Source organism: Pseudooceanicola marinus (genome assembly GCF_020177265.1).
Taxonomy (GTDB): Bacteria; Pseudomonadota; Alphaproteobacteria; order Rhodobacterales; family Rhodobacteraceae; genus Pseudooceanicola; species Pseudooceanicola marinus_A.
Window position 1 is genome coordinate 184,852 of the sequence record NZ_JAIVMC010000004.1, and the last position, 18,100, is coordinate 202,951.

Below are 18,100 nucleotides of genomic sequence, written 5' to 3' on the forward strand. Positions count from 1 at the left end.
GCGGGCGGACAGGAAGGGAACCGCCCGCAATGGGGTCAGGCGGCGATGAACTCGTTCCACTTGCGGACCATGTACTGGTTTTCGTCCATCACGGCGTTCCAGCAGGCGACGGAGCCCATGCGTTCCTCGAAGGAGCCGCCATCGCGGACCTCGCCGGCCTGGGCCAGCGTGTCGCCGGTGGGCGAGGTGATGACGTCGGTGGCTTCCTTGCCCTCGAACCAGTAGCCCCACTCGTTCTCGGACATGTAGTCCTTGGAGGTCTCCGGCACGGCCGAGTAGTAGCCCTGGCGCATCAGGTAGCCGCCGACCCAGCCGGACAGATACCAGTTGATGTATTCGTAGGCTGCATCCAGCTCCATCCCGGACAGGGAGGAGGACAGGCCGATGCCGCCGCCCCAGGAGCGGTAGCCCTCTTTCAGCGGCTGGTAGACGCAGGGAATGCCGCGCGATTTCACGGCCGTGATGGCGGGCGACCACATGGACTGGATCACCACCTCGCCCGAGGCCATCAGGTTGACGCTTTCGTCGAAGGTCTTCCAGAAGGCCCGGAACTGGCCGGCGCGCTTGGCTTCGGTGAAGATGGCGAAGGTGGCGTCGATCTCCTCGCGGGTCATGTTGCCCTTGTCGCCGTAGGTGATTTCTCCCATCGCCTCGCAGACCATGGCCATGTCCATGATGCCGATGGAGGAGATGTCGAGGATCGAGGCCTTGCCCTTGAATTCTGGGTTCAGCAGCTCGGCCCAGGTGTTGATCGGACGGCCGATCAGGTCGGGACGGATGCCCAGGGTGTCAGCGTTGTAGATCGTCGGGATGAGGGTCATCCAGTTGGTCTGTTCATCGGCGAAGGTGGTGGCGCCGGGTTCGGGGATGAAGCCCACGGTGTGCGGCGCGGTGCCCTGGGCGATCTCGCTGTCGGGCGTCAGCTTGCCGTCCTTGAAGATGCCGACGATCTTGTCGTAGTTGGCGATCTTCGAGACATCCATGGCCTGCAGGTTGCCGGTCGGCCAGACCTTCTTGCAGATCCAGTATTCGATGTCGGCGATGTCGAAGCTGTCGGGCTGGGTCGCCGCGCGCTGCGTCACGCTGTCGGAGTCCAGCGCGGTCATCTCCAGGGTGAAGCCCAGGTCTTCCTTCACCTTCTGCGCCACGTCGTTGAGGTTCGACACGCCGGTGCCGAACTGGCGCAGGGTGATGTCCTTGATCTCCTGCGCCCAGATCATCGGGGCCGGAAGGGCGGTGGCGGCGGCTGCCGCGGCGCCGCCTTTCAGGATGGTGCGGCGGCTGTATCTCATCTTCGACATGGTGGTAACTCCCCGTTGGATTGTCGTTGATCAGGCTTGAAGACGGTTGGCCCGTCCTTCGTCCCAGGACAGGCGCACGGCCTCTCCCGGAGATTTCGGTGCCGCGAAGAAATCTTCCTCGGGCAGCAGCGCGAGCAGCTCCTCGCCGCTTTCGGTGGCGGCGGTCAGGGCGACGCTGGCGCCCTGGTATTCGACGGCCGTGACGGTGGCGGGCAGGCCCGCGTCGGGGCCGGCCAGGCGCACGCCATCGGCGCGGAAGGCCACCTTGCCCTGGGGCGTGGCGATCACGTTGTGGCCGCCCATGAAGCGGGCCACGAATTCGGTGCGGGGTGCGTTGAAGACCTCGCGCGCGGGGCCGGCCTGTTCGATCACGGCGTTGTTCATCACCACGACCTCGTCCGCCAGCGCCAGGGCCTCGTCCTGGCCGTGGGTGACGTGGACGAAGGGAATGCCCAGCTCGCGCTGCAGCTTCTTCAGCTCGGCGCGCATGCGGATGCGCAGGAAGGGGTCGAGCGCCGACAGCGGCTCGTCCAGCAGCAGGACCTTGGGGTCGGTGACCAGCGCGCGGGCCAGGGCGACACGCTGTTGCTGGCCGCCCGACAGCTGCGCCGGCAGCCGGTCGGCGAAACGGCCCATGTCCACAAGCTCCAGCAGCTCGTTGGCGCGCTTGTGGCGGGTGGGTTTGTCCACGCCCTTCATCCGCAGGGAGAAGGCGACGTTGTCGCGCACGTTCAGATGCGGAAACAGCGCGTAGTTCTGGAACATCATCGCGGTGCCGCGGCGCGCCGGCGGCAGGTCGGAGATGTCGAAGCCGTCCAGCAGGATCGAGCCCTCGGTCACCTCTTCATGTCCGGCGATCATCCGCAGCGTCGTCGACTTGCCGCAGCCCGAGGGGCCCAGCAGGCAGACGTAGGCGCCGGCGGGGAAGGCGTGGGTGACATCATCCACCGCCACCGTCTCGCCGTAGCGTTTCGTCAGTTGCACAAGTTCGAGTTGGTTGCTGCGTGCCATGAAGCCCTCTGGTCGCTGTCCTGTCTCACGCTGGTCACGGCCAGGGTCCGCTGTCAGGTCTTTCCGGAGGGCGGTCGGGGCGAAAACAGACTCTGCTCAAGGAATGGGCGGTTCTACGGCGTCTGTGCGCAAAAATGAATGCAAGATTGCATACAATCCTGTCGACACATGGTCCGGGTGGTGATTCGCTTGCTCTCGGGCGGCTGTGCAGTAGTGTCCCGATGGTCATGAAAGTTGGGACGATGACGAAGAAGCAAAGCCAGAGCGGCACAATCGAGAGCGTGGCAAGCGCGCTGGAAAAGGCGATTCACGAACATCGCCTGCCGCCGGGGTCGAAGCTGGGCGAGGATGACCTGGCGGAGATCTACGGGGTCAGCCGCACCCAGATCCGCGCCGCCCTGCAGGCGCTGTCGCACCTGAAACTGGTGGAGCACAAGCGCAACCGGGGCGCCTTCGTCGCCCAGCCCACCCTGCGCGAGGCGCGCGAGGTCTTCGAGGCCCGTGCCTTGCTGGAGCCGCGCACGGCCCATTCCGCCGCCGCGCGCTGCACGCCCGAGGATGTCGAGAAACTGCGCGCCCATATCGAGGCCGAGCATGCTGCGCTGGCCGCCGGCGACAATGGCCGCGCGCTGCATCTGTCGGGCCTCTTTCATATCGAGATCGCGCGGATCGCCGACCAGGAGACGATCGCCGCCTTCATCGCCCAGCTCGTCTCGCGGTCGTCGCTGATCATCGCGCTGTACTGGCGTCGCCGGATGGCGATGTGCGAAAGCCACGCCCATGATGCGTTGATCGCCGCCCTGGCCGCCCATGACGGTCCGCAGGCGGAAGAGCTGATGAAAAGCCACCTGCTGGATCTCGTGTCGTCGCTGGATCTGCGCAACCAGCTGTCGGCCCCCGGATCGCTGCGCGAGGCGCTGACATGAGTTCGGTGATGCGTGTCGCCACAGCCGCCGATGTGGCCCTGATGCTGGACTGGGCCGCCGCCGAAGGTTGGAACCCCGGGTTGGGCGATGCGGCGGCTTTTCGCGCCGCCGACCCGCAGGGATTCTTCGTGGCAGAGGTCGAGGGCGCGCCCGTGGCCGCCATCTCGGTCGTGAACCATTCCGACGACATCGCCTTCCTGGGCCTCTACCTCTGCCGTCCCGACCATCGCGGGCAGGGGATCGGCTATGCCCTGTGGCAGCATGCGCTGGCCCACGCGGGCGGTCGCACCGTCGGGCTGGACGGGGTGGCGGCGCAGCAGGCGAACTATGCGAAATCGGGCTTTGCCCTGGCCGGCAGCACGACGCGCTACAGTGGTGCACTGGACGCGGTAGCGGACCCGGATGTGCGTCCGCTGCGCGAGGGCGATTCCGCGGCTCTCGCCGCGCTGGACGAAGCCGCCAACGGCTATGCCCGCCCGGCGTTCCTGTCGGCCTGGCTGGCGCCGGACCAGACCCGGTGGAGCGTCGTGCTTGAGGCCGAGGGCGCGATCTGTGGCGTCGCCACCGCCCGGCTGTGCCGCGAGGGGATCAAGATCGGGCCGGTGATCGCGCCCGATGCCGAGGCCGCCCTGCGGCTGGCCCGCGCGGCGTTGGCGGCGGCGCCCGACGGGGCCGAGGCCACGCCGGAAGTGATGATCGACCTGCCCGAGGCCAGCGCGGACCTGGCGGCGCAGCTGCAAACCCTCGGGTTCGCACCGACCTTCGCCACCGCCCGCATGTATCGCGGCCCGGCGCCGCAGGCGGGCACGACCCTTCAGGCCATCGCGACGATGGAGCTGGGCTGATCCAGCGCACGGAAAACAGGCAGGCGCATCGCTGCGCCGCGTCATGTCGTCGAATTTTCAGGGGAAGGTCTGGTAGCGGAGGAGGGACTTGAACCCCCGACACGCGGATTATGATTCCGCTGCTCTAACCAACTGAGCTACTCCGCCAAACCGTGGCGCTTCCTAAGATAGCGCCCCGGACAGGTCAAGCGCAAAAATCGAGGTTTTTCGCGCCCCGGGCGACCCGCTTGTCCTTCCCCCGCGGGAGGGCCAATATGCGCCGCGCAAGAGCGGAGTGACCATGATCGAGAAGCTGCAGGAAATCGTCGGGGCGGCCCACGTGCTGACCGGGGCAGAGGCGGAACCCTATGGCTGGGACTGGGCCCATGAGCGGTTCGAGGCCCCCCTTGCGGTGGTGCGCCCCGCCAGCACCGAGGAGGTCTCGGCGCTGATGAAGCTGGCGCATGAGACCGGCACGGTGGTCACCCCCCTGGGCGGGCGCAGCGGCATGGCCGGCGGTGGCCAGGGCGAGGGCAGCCTGGTGATTTCCATGGAGCGGATGAATCGTATCCGCGAGATCCGCACCGGCGCACGGTCCGCCGTGGTCGAGGCCGGCGTGATCCTGGCCAACCTGCACGAGGCGGTGGAGGCCGAGGGGCTGATCTTCCCGCTGTTCTTCGGCGCGCGCGGATCGGCCATGATCGGTGGCGCGCTGTCCACCAATGCGGGCGGGTCCAATGTGCTGCGTTACGGCAATACCCGCGACCTGGTGCTGGGCATCGAGGCGGTGATGGCCGACGGCACGGTGATCGACCTGATGCAGAACCTGCACAAGAACAACTCCGGCTACGACCTGCGGCATCTGCTGATCGGGGCCGAGGGCACGCTGGGGATCATCACCGGCGCCGTGGTGCGGCTGATGCCCAAGCCCGGCGCCTATGTCACCGCCATGGTGGGGCTGAAGGCGCTGGATCCGGCGCTGTCGCTGCTGAACCGGCTGCAGGAGGTCACCGGCGGCGCCGTCGAGGCCTTCGAGTACATGCCCGACACCTACCTGGCCGACTACCAGGCCATGCGCCCCGAGACCCGCCGCCCCTTCGAGGAGGCGCACAAGGTCAACATCCTGCTGGAGATCGGCGCGCTGAGCCCGCGGGATTATACCCCCGGTCCGGACGGTCAGATGCCGATTGCCAGCTACCTCGAAGAGGTGCTGGGCGGAATGCTGGAGGCGGGCGAGGTCGACGACGCTGTCATCGCCAGCTCCGAGCAGCAGCGCCGGGAGATGTGGGCGATCCGCGAGGCCGCCAGCGAGGTGGCCGGCCTGCGCCCCAATCAGATCATCATGGACGTGGCGGTGCCGGTGGACCGGATGGGCGATTTCCTCGACCGGGCCGATGCGGCGCTGGCACGGATGGATCCCAAGGCGGAAACCTCGGTCGTGGCCCACCTGGGTGACGGCAACGTCCACTACACTATTTTCCCCACGGACCCGGCGCAGAAGGACGTGCTGGTCGAGGGGATCGAGGACGTGGTGGCGGAGCTGGGCGGCTCCTTCTCGGCCGAGCATGGCATCGGCAAGCTGAAGCTGACGACGATGGCCCGCCGTAAGGACCCGGGGGCGCTGGCCGCCATGCGGGCGATCAAGGCGGCGCTGGACCCCAATGGCATCCTGAACCCGGGCAAGTTGCTCCCCTGATCCCTTCGCGGTCCGCCCCGCGCGGCGGAGTTGCGCAAACGCAAGGCATCGCTTAGATCGGCCCCATGAAACGCCCTATCCTGATCCATCCCGATCCGCGCCTGAAAAAGGTCGCAGCCCCGCTTGAGGACAGCTCGGATGAGCTGCGCAAGCTGGCCGACGACATGCTGGAAACCATGTATGACGCGCCCGGCATCGGCCTGGCCGCGCCGCAGATCGGTCTACTGCAGCGCCTGATCGTGCTGGACTGCGTGAAGGAAGAGGGCGAGACGCCGCGCCCGCTCGTGATGCTGAACCCCGAGGTGGTGGCCAGCTCGGACGAGACCAGCTCCTACGAGGAGGGCTGCCTGTCGATCCCCGAGCAATATGCCGAGGTGACCCGCCCTGCCGAGGTGACGGTGCGCTGGATGGACCGCGACGGCAACGCCTGCGAAGAGACCTTCGACAAGCTCTGGGCGACCTGCGTACAGCACGAGATCGACCACCTGGATGGCAAGCTGTTCATCGACTACCTCAGCCCGATGCGCCGCCAGATGATCACCCGCAAGAGCCAGAAGCTCAAACGTGAGCGGGCGCGCGGCTGATGGCCGTGATGGAGATCCTGCGCTGGCCCGATCCGACGCTGAAGACGGCGGCGGAAACGGTGGAGCAGGGGACCGATCTGGGCGCATTGCTGTCCGATATGTTCGAGACCATGTACGACGCCCCCGGTCGCGGCCTGGCCGCGCCGCAGGTCGGCGTGCTGAAACGCGTCTTCGTCATGGATTGCACCTGGAAAGAGGGGCCGCGCAGCCCGCGCGCCTGCGTGAACCCCGAGATCCTCTGGCGCTCGGACGAGATCGCGACCCATGAGGAGGGGTGCCTGTCGATCCCCGGGGTGGTGGCCAGCCTGCCGCGCCCGGCGCGGGTGCGCATGCGCTGGCATGATGCCGACTGGGCCCTGCACGAGGCGGAACTGTCGGGCTTCGAGGCTGTCTGCGCCCAGCATGAGTTCGACCACCTGGAGGGGCGCGTCTACCTGGACTACCTCTCCCCCGACCATCGCGCCGAGGTTCTGCGCGCCTATGAGGAGGCCGGCGCATGACCGCCCGCACCTGCATTCCCTGGCCCGACAAGCGGCTGCGCACCCCCGCCGCCGATGTCACGGAAATCACCGACGAGATCCGCGCCACCTGGGACGACATGATCGACACGATGGAGGCGATGCCGGGCGTGGGTCTGGGCGCCAACCAGATCGGCGTGATGCTGCGCCTGGCGGTCATCGATGCCTCCGAGGAGCGGGGCAAGGCCGTGCGCATGGCGAACCCGGAGGTGCTGCATGCCTCGGTCCAGCTGCGCGAGCATGAAGAGGCCAGCCCGAACCTGCCCGGCGTCTCCGCCAAGATCAAACGCCCGCGCGCCGTCACCGTGCGCTTCCTCAACGAGGCGGGCGAGATCGAGGAGAAGGATTTCGTCGGTCTCTGGGCGACCAGCGTCCAGCACCAGATCGACCACCTGGCGGGGAAGATGTATTTCGACCGGCTGAGCAAGGTGAAGCGGGACATGCTGCTGCGCAAGGCCGCGAAACTGCGATGACGGCGCCTGCGGGCGCTGTCGGATCTGAGTATTTGGAAACAAGGTGAAGGGGCAGGCGATGCGCGTGATCTTCATGGGAACGCCCGAGTTTTCGGTGCCGGTGCTGGAGGCGCTGGTCGCCGCCGGGCATGACATTGCCTGCGTCTACTGCCAGCCGCCCCGGCCCGCCGGGCGCGGCAAGAAGGACCGGCCCACCCCCGTCCATGCCCGCGCGGCCGAGTTGGGGCTGGAGGTGCGCCACCCGATCAGCCTGAAGGGCAAGGCGGAACAGGCCGAGTTCGCCGCGTTGCAGGCGGATATGGCGGTGGTCGTGGCCTATGGTCTGATCCTGCCGCAGCCGGTGCTGGATGCGCCGAAACACGGCTGTCTGAACATCCACGCCAGCCTTCTGCCGCGCTGGCGCGGCGCCGCCCCCATTCACCGCGCGATCCTGTCGGGTGATGCCGAGACCGGCATCTGCATCATGCAGATGGAAGCGGGACTGGACACCGGCCCCGTATTGCTACGCGAGGCGACCCCCATCGGGGCCGAGGAGGTGACCTCCGAGCTGCACGACCGCCTGTCCGTGATGGGTGCGCGAATGATCGTCGAGGCGCTCGATCGTCTGCCCAAGCTGGTGCCCGAGGCCCAGCCCGAGGAGGGCGTGACCTATGCCTCGAAAATCGACAAGGCCGAGGCGCGGGTGGATTTCACCCAGCCCGCCGAGGGGGTGGACCGGCAGATCCGCGGCCTCTCCCCCTTCCCCGGCGCCTGGGTGGATCACGACGGGCAGCGCCTGAAGCTCCTGGCCTCGCGCCTGGCCGAGGGTCATGGCGCCCCGGGCGAGGTGCTGCGCGCCGACGACCGCCTGGTCGTGGCCTGTGGCGCGGGTGCGGTCGAACTGCTGAAACTGCAACGGGCCGGCAAGGGGGCGCAGGCGGCTGATGTCTTCCTGCGCGGCAATGCGCTTGCCACTGGCACCATTCTGGGAGGTTGAGATGCTGCGTTCCGAGATCAACGAACTGATCCGCGAGGGCGATGCCTTCTTCCGACAGTACGGTTTCACCCTGCCGCCCTTCGCCTACTGGTCGCCAGGCGACTTCCGCGCCCGCAAGGCCGAGGCCGGGCTGATCGTCGAACAGGGTCTGGGCTGGGACGTGACGGATTACGGCGACGGGCATTATGACACGCTGGGTCTGTTCCTGTTCACCCTGCGCAACGGCAACGCGGGCGACCTGGGCAACCCCAAGGGCGGCCGGGTCTATGCCGAGAAGCTGCTGATTTCCGACGACCACCAGATCTCTCCCATGCATCGCCACATCGTGAAGACCGAGGACATCATCAACCGCGGCGGCGCGCCGCTGGTGCTGGAGCTGTGGACGGACGGCCCCGAGGGGATCGATCTGGAGGCCGAGGTGCGGGTGATGACCGACGGGCTGTGGCGGACCCTGCCGGCGGGCGGGCACCTGAAGCTGATGCCGGGCGAAAGCGTGACCCTGACCCCGGACATCTGGCATGCCTTCTGGGGTGAGGGCGGACGTGTCTGCATCGGCGAGGTCTCGACCGTCAACGACGACCGCACCGACAACATCTTCGAGGCGCCGATCGGGCGGTTTTCCACCATCGAGGAAGACGCCGAGCCGCTGCACCTGCTGGTGTCGGACTACGAAACGAAGCTCTGATCAAAACGGGCGCGCGACGGGCTGTTCAGCCCTTGTAGGGGGCCATGCCCGCACGGGCCAGCGCGTCGGCGCGTTCGTTTTCCGGGTGGCCGGCGTGGCCCTTGACCCATTTCCAGGTCACCTGGTGGCGTTTCGCCGCCTCGTCCAGCGCCTGCCACAGCTCGGCGTTCTTCACCGGCTTCTTGGCGGCGGTCTTCCAGCCGTTCTTCTTCCAGCCATGGATCCAGCCGGTCACGCCGTTCTTCACGTACTGGCTGTCGGTGTAGATGGTGATCTCGGTCGGGCGACCCAGGGAGTCGAGGGCGTTGATCGCGGCCAGCAGCTCCATCCGGTTGTTGGTGGTATTGGCCTCGCCGCCCTTCAGCTCGCGTTCCTTCAGCACCGTCTCGCCTTCGCGGGCCTGCAGCAGGACGCCCCAGCCCCCGGGGCCGGGATTGCCGGAACAGGCGCCATCGGTGAAGGCAAGAAACTCGGCCATGGGGTCCTCATGCGTGCTGGATCGTGGGCGGAGACAGCACGGGGCGCGGGGGAAGGTCAAGGGCCGCGGCGGGGCGATAGGCGGGCCGCGTGACCATACTGTTCCCCCCGGACGGCGGCGCCGGTTAACCTGCCCTCAGACAAGGAGATCGCCATGCGCCCCCATTCCGCCCCATCCTCCCGCCGGTTGCGTCCGTTCCTGCTGGCGGTTCTGCCCCTTTGCCTGTCTCTTGGCCTGCCGGCGGGGGCGCAGACCGCCCATGACCACGCGGCGCATGGGGGCGGCCTGCCGGTGGAGCCGGGGCAGGGGGCCTTCGCGGCACTGGCCGAGATCGTGGCGATCCTGCGCGCCGACCCGCAGACGGACTGGAGCCGCGTCGACATCAACGCCCTGCGCAATCACCTGGTGGACATGGATCTGCTGACGCTGGAGGCGAAGGTGTCGCGGGATCGGCTGGACGACGGCATGGTCTTCACCGTGACGGGCAGCGGCCGGGTGGTGCAGGCGATCCGGACGATGGTGCCCGCCCATGCCCCCTTCATCACCGCCGAGACCGGATGGGCCGCCTCGGCGCGGCTGTTGGACAACGGGGCGGAGCTGCGGGTGACGGGCGATGCGGCGCAGATCCGCGCCCTGGGCTTTCACGGGGTCATGACGCTGGGCGCCCATCACCAGGCGCATCACCTGGCCATCGCGCGGGGCGAGGTGCCGCACTGACCGGGCGCGGGGTGGTGTTGAGTGCCCTTCTGTCGTGAGCGTTCCTTGCAGAGCCCTCAGGCCGGCTGGCGCAGCACGCGGGGCACCTTGAAGGAGACATTCTCCTTCGCCGTTTCCACCAGTTCCTCAGTCACGTCATAGCGGGCCTTCAGGGCGTCGATCACCTCGTTCACCAGCACCTCGGGGGCGGAGGCCCCGGCGGTGATGCCGATCGAGCGGATGCCTTCCAGCGACCGCCAGTCGATGTCCGTGGCGCGCTGCACCAGCTGGGCATAGTCGCAGCCCTGGCGCGCGGCGACCTCGACCAGACGGCGGGAGTTCGACGAGTTGGGCGCACCGACGACCAGCATGGCGTCGATGTTGCCGGCCATGGCCTTCACCGATTCCTGGCGGTTGGTGGTGGCGTAGCAGATGTCTTCCTTGTGCGGCCCGACGATGGCCGGGAAGCGCGCCTGCAGGGCCGCGACGATGCCGGCCGTGTCGTCAATGGACAGGGTCGTCTGGGTGACGAAGGCCAGCTGTTCGGGGTCGCGGACCTCCAGCGTGTCGACATCGGCTTCGGTCTCCACCAGCAGGACCTCGCCCTCGGGCAGCTGGCCCATGGTGCCGATGGTTTCCGGGTGGCCGGCGTGGCCGATCATGACGATTTGCAGGCCCTCCTCGGCATGCCGCTCGGCCTCTATATGGACCTTGGACACCAGCGGGCAGGTGGCGTCGACATAGATCATCTGGCGTGCGGCGGCGGCCTCCGGCACGGCCTTGGGCACGCCGTGGGCGGAGAAGATCACCGGCCGGTCGGTCGGGCACTCGTCCAGTTCCTCGACGAAGATCGCGCCCTTCTCGCGCAGCCCGTCGACGACGAACTTGTTGTGCACGATCTCGTGGCGGACGTAGACCGGCGCGCCCCATTTCTCCAGCGCCATCTCGACGATCTTGATGGCCCGATCGACACCGGCGCAGAATCCGCGCGGCGCGGCGAGGTAGAGTGTAAGGGGCGGCTTGGCGGCGGTGGTCATGATGCGTCTCCTGCTGCCCCCCACAGGTAGGGGAGCGGTGGCGGCACGTCCAGAGGGGGGAGGCCCTGCAAAACGTATCGGCGGTGCGATGACGGTTGCGCGGGCGGGATTGGTCTGCCGATGTGGCAGTCCGGTGCGGCTGGACCGCTAAGTAAGGCCTGGCATGCACCGGTTGGAAAGGGCAGGCGCGGGATCTGGCGGCGGGCAGAGTGGGGCCCGGTGGCTGGGATCCCGATCCTGGGTGCGGCGCCCGCCCGGGGCGCCGCAGGGATCCGTCAGGGATCAGACCGAAGCGCGGGCGCTGCGGGTGTCCTCGCTGGGCGTTTCGCGCGGGGGGCGTCCGATCACGTCCTTCAGCTCGTCCAGCTCGATGAAGTTGTCGGCCTGGCGGCGCAGTTCGTCGGCGATCATCGGCGGCTGGCTGCGGATGGTGGAGACGACCGAGACGCGCACGCCCTGGCGTTGCAGGCTTTCCACCAGCGGGCGGAAGTCGCCGTCGCCGGAGAACAGCACGATGTGATCCACGCGCGGGGCCAGCTCCATCGCATCGACGGTCAGTTCGATGTCCATGTTGCCCTTCACCTTGCGCCGTCCCTGGCTGTCGGTGAATTCCTTGGCGGGCTTGGTCACCATGGTGAAGCCGTTGTAATGCAGCCAGTCGACCAGCGGGCGAATGGGCGAATACTCGTCATTCTCCAGCAGAGCGGTGTAGTAGAAGGCGCGCAGCAGTTTGCCGCGGCGCATGAATTCCTGGCGGAGGAGCTTGTAGTCGATATCGAACCCGAGCGCCTTGGCGGCGGCATACAGATTCGATCCGTCGATGAACAGCGCAAGCCGTTCGTCCTTGTAGAACATGAATATAACCTTTCCAATTTACCGCCGCGGATCCAATACGGGCTGAGTGAGGACCCGATCCGAGGCAGGTGAATGAAAATAAATCCTAACTGAGCATGCATCAAGTGATGTGGCATGTCCAAGTTTAAGCGGGAGCACGGTTTGCAGAGCGTGAATCACCATTTCCTGATCGCCCTGGGCGGCAATATCGAGACCGGTCCCGGGGGCATTGCGGCCACCCTCGCGGGGGCCGTGGAGGCGCTGCGCGCAGGGCCCGGCCGGGTCACTGCGGTCAGCCCGTTCTACCGCAGTCCGGCCTTTCCCGCGGGGTCTGGTCCGGACTATATCAACGCCGCCCTGACGCTGGAAAGCGTCGAGTCCCCCGAGGCCCTGTTGGCGCGGTTACATGCTGTCGAGCAAGACTTTGGTCGCGAAAGGAAAACCCGTTGGGGCGCCCGGGTTCTGGACCTCGACCTGATCGCCTGCGACGGGGAAATCCGGCCTGATACAGCCACTCAGAACCGCTGGCGCACCTTGCCGTTGGCGCAGCAGATGGCTGAGGCGCCGGGGGAGCTGATCCTGCCGCACCCCCGCCTCCAGGACCGTGCGTTCGTGCTGGTGCCGCTGGCCGATGTGGCCCCCGACTGGGTGCATCCCCTGCTGGGCCGCAGCGTGGCGCAGATGTGCCGGGATCTGCCGGCGGAGGACCGCCGGGCGCTGGTTGCGATGACGTAGCGGCACTTTGCCGTGTGCGCTGGAATTTCGGCCAATCCGTGCAAGGCGCGGTTCCTTCGGCGCCCTGGCGCCACCCGCCGTAGGCCAGCCAGAATCAGCTTGCTCTCAAGGGGCAGAGGTCTTAGATACCCTCATTCGACCCCCGCTCATGATCCGTTCATGATCCATGCCGCGACCGAGGAGTGACTGATGGCCCGCGTTACCGTTGAAGATTGCGTCGACAAGGTACCGAACCGGTTCGAACTGGTGATGCTTGCTGCCCACCGGGCGCGCGAGATCAGCTCGGGCGGGCCGATCACCGTGGACCGCGACAACGACAAGAATCCCGTCGTCGCCCTGCGCGAGATCGCCGAAGAGACCCAGTCCGCCGACGAGCTGCGCGAGCGTCTGATCGAGTCGAACCAGACCCAGATCGAGGTCGACGAGCCGGAAGAAGACAGCATGGCCCTGCTGATGGGGGCCGAGGCCGCCGACAAGCCGGCCGAGGACGACATGAGCGAAGAAAAGCTGCTGCGCGCCCTCGTCGAGGCTCAGCGCCAGGAGTAACCGACCCATGGGCCCCCGCGATGCCGATGCGGCGGATGCGCCGCGCAGGGAAGAGGGGGCCGCGATGGAGGCTGCATCCGAAACCGCGGACATGGTGCCGGTCGAGGAGCTGATCACGCTGGTCAGCGCCTACAACCCCAAATGCAACGCCGACATGCTGCGTCGCGCCTATGATTTCGGGCGCGACATGCACGAAGGGCAGTTCCGCCGTTCGGGCGAGCCCTATTTTACCCATCCCATCGCCGTGGCCATGATCCTGGCCGAGCAGAAGCTGGACGATGCCACCATCGTCACGGCCCTTCTGCACGACACGATCGAGGACACTCGCGCCACCTATGCCCAGGTCGCCGAGATGTTCGGCGAGGACGTGGCCGAACTGGTCGATGGCGTCACCAAGCTGACCAACCTGCAACTGTCGTCGAGTGAGACGAAGCAGGCCGAGAACTTCCGCAAGCTGTTCATGGCCATGTCCAAGGACATGCGCGTGATCCTGGTGAAGCTGGCCGACCGCCTGCACAACATGCGCACGCTGAAGGCGATGAAGCCGGAGAAGCAGCAGCAGAAGGCGCGGGAGACGATGGACATCTTCGCCCCGCTGGCAGGCCGCATGGGCATGCAGTGGATGCGCGAGGAGCTGGAAGACCTGGCCTTCCGCGTGCTGAACCCCGAGGGGCGCAACTCGATCATCCGCCGGTTCCTGATGCTGCAGAACGAAAGCGGCGACGTGATCGAGCGGATCACCAAGGACATGCGCAAGGTGCTGTCCGAACATGACGTGCCCGCCCAGGTCTACGGCCGCGCCAAGAAGCCCTATTCGATCTGGCGCAAGATGGAGGAGAAGAAACAGAGCTTCTCCCGTCTGTCCGACATCTACGGCTTCCGCGTCATCACCGAGACCGAGGATGACTGTTATCGCGCCCTGGGGGTCATCCACCAGCGGTGGAAGTCGATCCCCGGCCGGTTCAAGGATTACATCAGCCAGCCGAAGTCGAACGGATACCGAAGCATCCACACCACGGTTTCGGGCCGCGACGGCAAGCGCGTGGAGGTGCAGATCCGCACCCGCGCCATGCACGAGGTGGCCGAGGCCGGCGTCGCCGCGCACTGGTCCTACAAGGATGGCGTGAAGGCCGAGAACCCCTTCGCCGTCGACCCCACCCGCTGGATCAGCGCGCTGACCGAACAGATGGGCGCCGACGAGGATCACGAGGATTTCCTCGAAGCGGTCAAGCTGGAGATGTATTCCGACAAGGTCTTCTGCTTCACCCCAAAGGGCGAGGTGGTGAAACTGCCGCGCGGTGCGACGCCGATCGACTTTGCCTATGCGATTCACACCCGGATCGGGTCTGCCTGCGTGGGCGCCAAGATCGACGGCATGCGTGTGCCGCTTTGGACCCGGATCAAGAACGGCCAGTCGGTGGAGATCATCACCGCCGAGGGCCAGGAGCCGCAGGCCACCTGGCTGGACATCGCCACGACGGGCCGCGCCAAGGCCGCCATTCGCCGGGCACTGCGCGAGGTGGACCGCGAACGCTACATCAAGCTGGGCCGCGAACTGGCGCGCTCGGGCTTTGAACACGTCGGCAAGAAGGCCACCGACAAGGTGCTGGAAACCGCCGCCAAGAAGCTGCGGATCGAGGATGGCAAGGATGAGCTGCTGGCCCAGCTGGGCCGGGCCGAATTGCGCGTGGCGCGGGTGGTCAACGTCCTCTATCCCGAACTGATGGCCAGCGACGAGGGCGAGGCGCTGAGCCGCGATCGCGCCCTGATCGGCCTGGAAAAGGGCCAGAGCTTCAAGCGGGCGCGCTGCTGCCAGCCGCTGCCGGGGGAGCGGATCGTCGGCATCACCTGGCGCGGGCGGCCCTTGCAGGTGCATGCGATCGACTGCGAAAGCCTGTCGGCCTACGAGGATCAGCCGGATCGCTGGGTCGACCTGCACTGGCAGGTCGGTCGCCATGCCGCAATTTACGGCGTTACGCTCGATCTCGTTCTGGCAAATGATCCGGGGGTGCTTGGGCGGATTTGCACATTGATCGGGGAGCAGAAGGCCAATATCTCGGACCTTGAGTTCCTGGATCGGAAGCCGGACTTCTACCGCTTGCTGGTCGACGTGGAGCTGCGGGACGCGGAACATCTGCACAACCTGATCTCGGCCCTGGAAGCCGAGGCGGATGTGGCCTCTGTCTCGCGCCATCGCAAACCGGAGGAGCCGCCGGCGGCGCCTTCTCCAAGCCCCTGAGGTCGCCCTAGTGGTCTTTAAACGTCGGGACAGACGACCCTACTGGAAGATCGCCTTCGAGTTCTTCTGGCCCCGTGGGGGCTGGACCCGTGCCTTTCACTACGTCAAGCATCGGCTGCGGCGGCTGCCCGATACGCCGGAGAAGATCGCCCGCGGCATCTTCGCCGGGATCTTCACCGTCTTCACGCCCTTTTACGGGATGCATTTCGTCGTCGCCGCCCTGCTGGCGGTGATCCTGCGCGGCAACGTTCTGGCTGCGCTGCTGGCGACATTTGTCGGCAACCCGCTGACCTTCGTACCCATCGGGGTGGTGTCGCTGCAGACCGGCTACTGGTTGCTTGGCATGCGCAACGGCCCGGGCCCTGCGCCGCATCCCGACGGGATCACCCATGGGTTCGGGGGCAAGTTCGTGGCGGCAGCGGATGATCTGAAGGACAACCTTTGGGCGCTGTTCACCGACGTGGATGCCAATTGGCAGGGGCTGGCGGCCTTCTACCACGAGATTTTCTTCCCCTACATGGTGGGCGGGCTGATCCCGGGCGTGATCGCCGGGCTGATCGGTTACTGGATCTCGGTGCCGCTGATCCGGGCCTACCAGGCCCGCCGCAAGGGCGCCCTGAAGGCCAAGCTGGCGGCGATGCGGGCAAAGTCCGCCGCCAAGAGCGCCAAGCCGAAACGCTGAGCTGGTGGTTCGGGCGGGCGGGGGCTCTGCCCCCCTTGCGCCTGCGGCGCAATTCCCCCCGGAGTATTTTCTACGAAGTGAAGACAGGGGCGGGCCGCGCCTGGGGCGGCGTGGCGCGGGGGATTTGGTGGTGTTTGGGGGGTGGCGCTTGGCCGGAGGCTGCGGCATGAATTGGCGCAACGCGAAGGGAGTCCCGTCATGAGCGATCAGCCGAAACTGCGTCTGGGTGTGAACATCGACCATGTGGCCACGGTGCGCAACGCGCGCGGCGGCGCCTATCCCGATCCGCTGCGCGCGGCGAAGCTGGCCGAGGAGGCGGGCGCCGACGGGATCACCGCACACCTGCGCGAGGATCGCCGCCATATCTCGGATGCCGACATCGAGGCGCTGGCCGCCGCGCTGAGCGTGCCGCTGAACTTCGAGATGGCTGCCACCGACGAGATGCAGGCCATCGCCCTGCGCCACAAGCCCCACGCGGTCTGCATCGTGCCCGAAAAGCGCGAGGAACGGACCACCGAGGGCGGGCTGGAAGTGGCGCGCGAGGAAAACCGCCTGGCCCATTTCATCGCGCCCCTGCGCGAGGCGGGCTGTCGGGTGTCGATCTTCATCGCCGCCGACCGCGCCCAGATCGAGGCCGCCAACCGCATCGGTGCCGAGGTGATCGAACTGCACACTGGCGCCTACTGCGACGCCCATGCCGAGGGCCGTTTCGATGACCGCGACGCGGAGCTGGAGCGGCTGCGCGAGATGGCCGCTTTCGGTCATTCCCTGGGGTTGGAGGTCCACGCGGGCCATGGTCTGACCTACGACACCGTCGTGCCCGTCGCCGCCTTCCCCGAGCTGCGCGAGTTGAACATCGGCCATTTCCTGATCGGCGAGGCGATCTTCCGCGGGTTGCCGTCGGCGATCACCGAGATGCGCCGCCTGATGGACGAGGCGCGGGCCTGATCAGGCCCCGCCGCTGACGATCCCCCGGTGGCCCAGCCCCTCGGCCCCGGTGCTGTCGATCAGCCACTTGCGGAACAGCCGCTGTTCCGGTGACAGTGACAGCTCTCCGTGCGACAGCAGCCAGTAGCGCAGGTCGGTGCGGTGAAAGCGCGGGATCGGCGCGCAGACCCGCCCCTGGTCCAGCGCATCCCGGCACAGCGTCTCGAAGCTGAGGAAGACCCCCGCCCCCGACATCGCCGCATCGAGGCAGAGCGAGGCCTCGGAAAACTCCGGCCCGTCGCGCAGGGGCAGGCCGCCGGCGCCTTCGGGGGCCAGCCAGTCGTCCCAGGAGAACATGGCGTTGGTGTCGCGGATGATCGGCACCGAGGCGAAATCCTGCTGGCTGGTGATCGTGCGCGCCATGTCCGGCGAACAGACCGGCACGATGCGCAGGGGGAACAGCGCCTGGGCGCGCAGCCCGGGGTAGGGACCGCGCCCGATGCGGATGGCAAAGTCGATCTCGCCGTCGTTGGGATCCGCCAGGGCCGCCTGGCTGTCCAGCCGCACCTTGATGTCCGGGAAATCACGATAGAACCCCGGCAGCCGCCAGATCAGCCAGCGCGCGGCGAAGATCGGCGCGCAGGACAGCGACAGCTGGCCGCCCCGGTCGCGCCGCCCCAACTCCGCCGCCGCCGTCAGCTGGCGAAAGCCCGAGGTCAGCAGGCGAAAGAACTCCTCGGTGCCGGGCAGCGGGCGCAGGCCCTCGGGGCGGCGATCAAAGAGCTTGTGGCCCAGGGTTTCCTCGGCGCGGGCCACCTGTTGCGACACGGCGCCAGGGGTGATGCCCAGCTCTGCCGCGGCCCCGCGCAGGGTGCCGGTGCGGGCCACGGCCTCGATGGCGCGCAGGTTGTTCAAGTGAAGACGGTTCAGCG

20 protein-coding genes and 1 tRNA gene are annotated in these 18,100 nt (G+C 67.3%); 14 read left to right on the plus strand and 7 right to left on the minus strand.

What is annotated here, in order from left to right; translation table 11 throughout:
• Positions 1 to 35: 35 nt before the first annotated feature.
• Together LC066_RS07940 and LC066_RS07945 are read right to left on the minus strand one after the other, a co-directional pair.
• Positions 36 to 1,301 (minus strand): ABC transporter substrate-binding protein, encoded by a 1,266-nt coding sequence (locus LC066_RS07940; protein WP_222477374.1) that lies wholly within the window; start codon positions 1,299 to 1,301, stop codon positions 36 to 38.
• 30 nt (positions 1,302 to 1,331) lie between these two features.
• A complete protein-coding gene (locus LC066_RS07945) occupies positions 1,332 to 2,312 on the minus strand; it encodes an ABC transporter ATP-binding protein (protein WP_085889120.1) in 981 nt (326 codons plus the stop codon).
• Between the two features lie 221 nt (positions 2,313 to 2,533).
• On the opposite strand from LC066_RS07945, the gene LC066_RS07950 reads away from it, so the two are divergent.
• Positions 2,534 to 3,238, plus strand: a complete 705-nt coding sequence (locus tag LC066_RS07950; RefSeq protein WP_224897794.1) for a GntR family transcriptional regulator — start codon at positions 2,534 to 2,536, stop codon at positions 3,236 to 3,238.
• An 8-nt stretch (positions 3,239 to 3,246) separates the two neighbouring features.
• The gene (locus LC066_RS07955) at positions 3,247 to 4,083 is read left to right on the plus strand and encodes a GNAT family N-acetyltransferase (protein WP_224897796.1); all 837 of its coding nucleotides are present in this window, start codon (positions 3,247 to 3,249) and stop codon (positions 4,081 to 4,083) included.
• A 70-nt stretch (positions 4,084 to 4,153) separates the two neighbouring features.
• Here the strand turns inward: LC066_RS07955 and LC066_RS07960 are convergent.
• A tRNA-Met gene (locus LC066_RS07960) sits at positions 4,154 to 4,230 on the minus strand.
• A gap of 133 nt (positions 4,231 to 4,363) precedes the next feature.
• Here LC066_RS07960 and LC066_RS07965 point away from each other — a divergent pair.
• From LC066_RS07965 to LC066_RS07990, 6 genes are all read left to right on the plus strand, one after another.
• A complete protein-coding gene (locus LC066_RS07965) occupies positions 4,364 to 5,758 on the plus strand; it encodes an FAD-binding oxidoreductase (RefSeq protein WP_224897798.1) in 1,395 nt (464 codons plus the stop codon).
• Between the two features lie 65 nt (positions 5,759 to 5,823).
• The gene (gene def, locus LC066_RS07970; RefSeq protein ID WP_222477382.1) at positions 5,824 to 6,342 is read left to right on the plus strand and encodes a peptide deformylase; all 519 of its coding nucleotides are present in this window, start codon (positions 5,824 to 5,826) and stop codon (positions 6,340 to 6,342) included.
• A complete protein-coding gene (gene def / locus LC066_RS07975; protein WP_224897800.1) occupies positions 6,342 to 6,842 on the plus strand; it encodes a peptide deformylase in 501 nt (166 codons plus the stop codon). Before def (LC066_RS07970) ends, def (LC066_RS07975) begins: the two co-directional genes overlap by 1 nt.
• Positions 6,839 to 7,333 carry a peptide deformylase gene (gene def, locus LC066_RS07980; RefSeq protein WP_224897802.1) on the plus strand — a complete coding sequence of 165 codons (495 nt, stop codon included), beginning with the start codon at positions 6,839 to 6,841 and terminating at the stop codon, positions 7,331 to 7,333. The genes def (LC066_RS07975) and def (LC066_RS07980) overlap by 4 nt, the downstream gene beginning before the upstream one ends.
• A gap of 58 nt (positions 7,334 to 7,391) precedes the next feature.
• The gene (fmt, locus tag LC066_RS07985; RefSeq protein WP_224897803.1) at positions 7,392 to 8,309 is read left to right on the plus strand and encodes a methionyl-tRNA formyltransferase; all 918 of its coding nucleotides are present in this window, start codon (positions 7,392 to 7,394) and stop codon (positions 8,307 to 8,309) included.
• A 1-nt stretch (position 8,310) separates the two neighbouring features.
• A complete protein-coding gene (locus tag LC066_RS07990) occupies positions 8,311 to 8,994 on the plus strand; it encodes a D-lyxose/D-mannose family sugar isomerase (protein ID WP_224897805.1) in 684 nt (227 codons plus the stop codon).
• 25 nt (positions 8,995 to 9,019) lie between these two features.
• On the opposite strand, the gene rnhA is transcribed toward LC066_RS07990, so the two are convergent.
• Positions 9,020 to 9,472, minus strand: a complete 453-nt coding sequence (rnhA, locus tag LC066_RS07995) for a ribonuclease HI (RefSeq protein WP_085889111.1) — start codon at positions 9,470 to 9,472, stop codon at positions 9,020 to 9,022.
• Positions 9,473 to 9,625: 153 nt separating this feature from the next.
• On the opposite strand from rnhA, the gene LC066_RS08000 reads away from it, so the two are divergent.
• Positions 9,626 to 10,189: a hypothetical protein gene (locus LC066_RS08000; RefSeq protein ID WP_224897807.1), complete on the plus strand. Its 564-nt coding sequence runs from the start codon at positions 9,626 to 9,628 to the stop codon at positions 10,187 to 10,189.
• Between the two features lie 56 nt (positions 10,190 to 10,245).
• Here the strand turns inward: LC066_RS08000 and ispH are convergent, their stop codons facing one another.
• Together ispH and LC066_RS08010 are read right to left on the minus strand one after the other, a co-directional pair.
• Positions 10,246 to 11,205, minus strand: coding sequence for a 4-hydroxy-3-methylbut-2-enyl diphosphate reductase (gene ispH / locus LC066_RS08005; protein ID WP_224897809.1), 960 nt, complete (start codon positions 11,203 to 11,205; stop codon positions 10,246 to 10,248).
• A gap of 282 nt (positions 11,206 to 11,487) precedes the next feature.
• Positions 11,488 to 12,060, minus strand: coding sequence for an NYN domain-containing protein (locus tag LC066_RS08010; RefSeq protein ID WP_222477390.1), 573 nt, complete (start codon positions 12,058 to 12,060; stop codon positions 11,488 to 11,490).
• Between the two features lie 114 nt (positions 12,061 to 12,174).
• Here LC066_RS08010 and folK point away from each other — a divergent pair, with 114 nt between their 5' ends.
• From folK to LC066_RS08035, 5 genes are all read left to right on the plus strand, one after another.
• Positions 12,175 to 12,774, plus strand: a complete 600-nt coding sequence (folK, locus tag LC066_RS08015; RefSeq protein ID WP_224897811.1) for a 2-amino-4-hydroxy-6-hydroxymethyldihydropteridine diphosphokinase — start codon at positions 12,175 to 12,177, stop codon at positions 12,772 to 12,774.
• A gap of 189 nt (positions 12,775 to 12,963) precedes the next feature.
• Positions 12,964 to 13,320, plus strand: a complete 357-nt coding sequence (rpoZ, locus tag LC066_RS08020; RefSeq protein WP_085889107.1) for a DNA-directed RNA polymerase subunit omega — start codon at positions 12,964 to 12,966, stop codon at positions 13,318 to 13,320.
• Positions 13,321 to 13,411: 91 nt separating this feature from the next.
• Entirely contained in the window at positions 13,412 to 15,559 is a 2,148-nt protein-coding gene (locus tag LC066_RS08025; RefSeq protein ID WP_224898157.1) for a RelA/SpoT family protein, read from the plus strand.
• Positions 15,560 to 15,569: 10 nt separating this feature from the next.
• On the plus strand, positions 15,570 to 16,241 hold the full coding sequence (locus LC066_RS08030) for a DUF2062 domain-containing protein (protein WP_222477394.1): 672 nt from the start codon (positions 15,570 to 15,572) through the stop codon (positions 16,239 to 16,241).
• A 198-nt stretch (positions 16,242 to 16,439) separates the two neighbouring features.
• Positions 16,440 to 17,189 carry a pyridoxine 5'-phosphate synthase gene (locus LC066_RS08035; RefSeq protein ID WP_222477396.1) on the plus strand — a complete coding sequence of 250 codons (750 nt, stop codon included), beginning with the start codon at positions 16,440 to 16,442 and terminating at the stop codon, positions 17,187 to 17,189.
• Here the strand turns inward: LC066_RS08035 and LC066_RS08040 are convergent, their stop codons facing one another.
• Positions 17,190 to 18,083 (minus strand): LysR substrate-binding domain-containing protein, encoded by an 894-nt coding sequence (locus tag LC066_RS08040; protein WP_224897813.1) that lies wholly within the window; start codon positions 18,081 to 18,083, stop codon positions 17,190 to 17,192.
• Between the last annotated feature and the right edge of the window lie 17 nt (positions 18,084 to 18,100).

Coding starts and splice junctions, on each gene's coding strand:
- LC066_RS08025 (WP_224898157.1), top strand. CDS start 13,412: ATGGTGCCGGTCGAGGAGCTGATCACGCTGGTCAGCGCCTACAACCCC.
- rnhA (WP_085889111.1), bottom strand. CDS start 9,472: ATGGCCGAGTTTCTTGCCTTCACCGATGGCGCCTGTTCCGGCAATCCC.
- LC066_RS08035 (WP_222477396.1), top strand. CDS start 16,440: ATGAGCGATCAGCCGAAACTGCGTCTGGGTGTGAACATCGACCATGTG.
- LC066_RS07945 (WP_085889120.1), bottom strand. CDS start 2,312: ATGGCACGCAGCAACCAACTCGAACTTGTGCAACTGACGAAACGCTAC.
- LC066_RS07955 (WP_224897796.1), top strand. CDS start 3,247: ATGCGTGTCGCCACAGCCGCCGATGTGGCCCTGATGCTGGACTGGGCC.
- fmt (WP_224897803.1), top strand. CDS start 7,392: ATGCGCGTGATCTTCATGGGAACGCCCGAGTTTTCGGTGCCGGTGCTG.
- ispH (WP_224897809.1), bottom strand. CDS start 11,205: ATGACCACCGCCGCCAAGCCGCCCCTTACACTCTACCTCGCCGCGCCG.
- LC066_RS07990 (WP_224897805.1), top strand. CDS start 8,311: ATGCTGCGTTCCGAGATCAACGAACTGATCCGCGAGGGCGATGCCTTC.
- def (WP_224897800.1), top strand. CDS start 6,342: ATGGCCGTGATGGAGATCCTGCGCTGGCCCGATCCGACGCTGAAGACG.
- folK (WP_224897811.1), top strand. CDS start 12,175: ATGTCCAAGTTTAAGCGGGAGCACGGTTTGCAGAGCGTGAATCACCAT.
- LC066_RS07950 (WP_224897794.1), top strand. CDS start 2,534: ATGGTCATGAAAGTTGGGACGATGACGAAGAAGCAAAGCCAGAGCGGC.
- rpoZ (WP_085889107.1), top strand. CDS start 12,964: ATGGCCCGCGTTACCGTTGAAGATTGCGTCGACAAGGTACCGAACCGG.
- LC066_RS07965 (WP_224897798.1), top strand. CDS start 4,364: ATGATCGAGAAGCTGCAGGAAATCGTCGGGGCGGCCCACGTGCTGACC.
- LC066_RS08010 (WP_222477390.1), bottom strand. CDS start 12,060: ATGTTCTACAAGGACGAACGGCTTGCGCTGTTCATCGACGGATCGAAT.
- LC066_RS08000 (WP_224897807.1), top strand. CDS start 9,626: ATGCGCCCCCATTCCGCCCCATCCTCCCGCCGGTTGCGTCCGTTCCTG.
- def (WP_222477382.1), top strand. CDS start 5,824: ATGAAACGCCCTATCCTGATCCATCCCGATCCGCGCCTGAAAAAGGTC.
- def (WP_224897802.1), top strand. CDS start 6,839: ATGACCGCCCGCACCTGCATTCCCTGGCCCGACAAGCGGCTGCGCACC.
- LC066_RS07940 (WP_222477374.1), bottom strand. CDS start 1,301: ATGTCGAAGATGAGATACAGCCGCCGCACCATCCTGAAAGGCGGCGCC.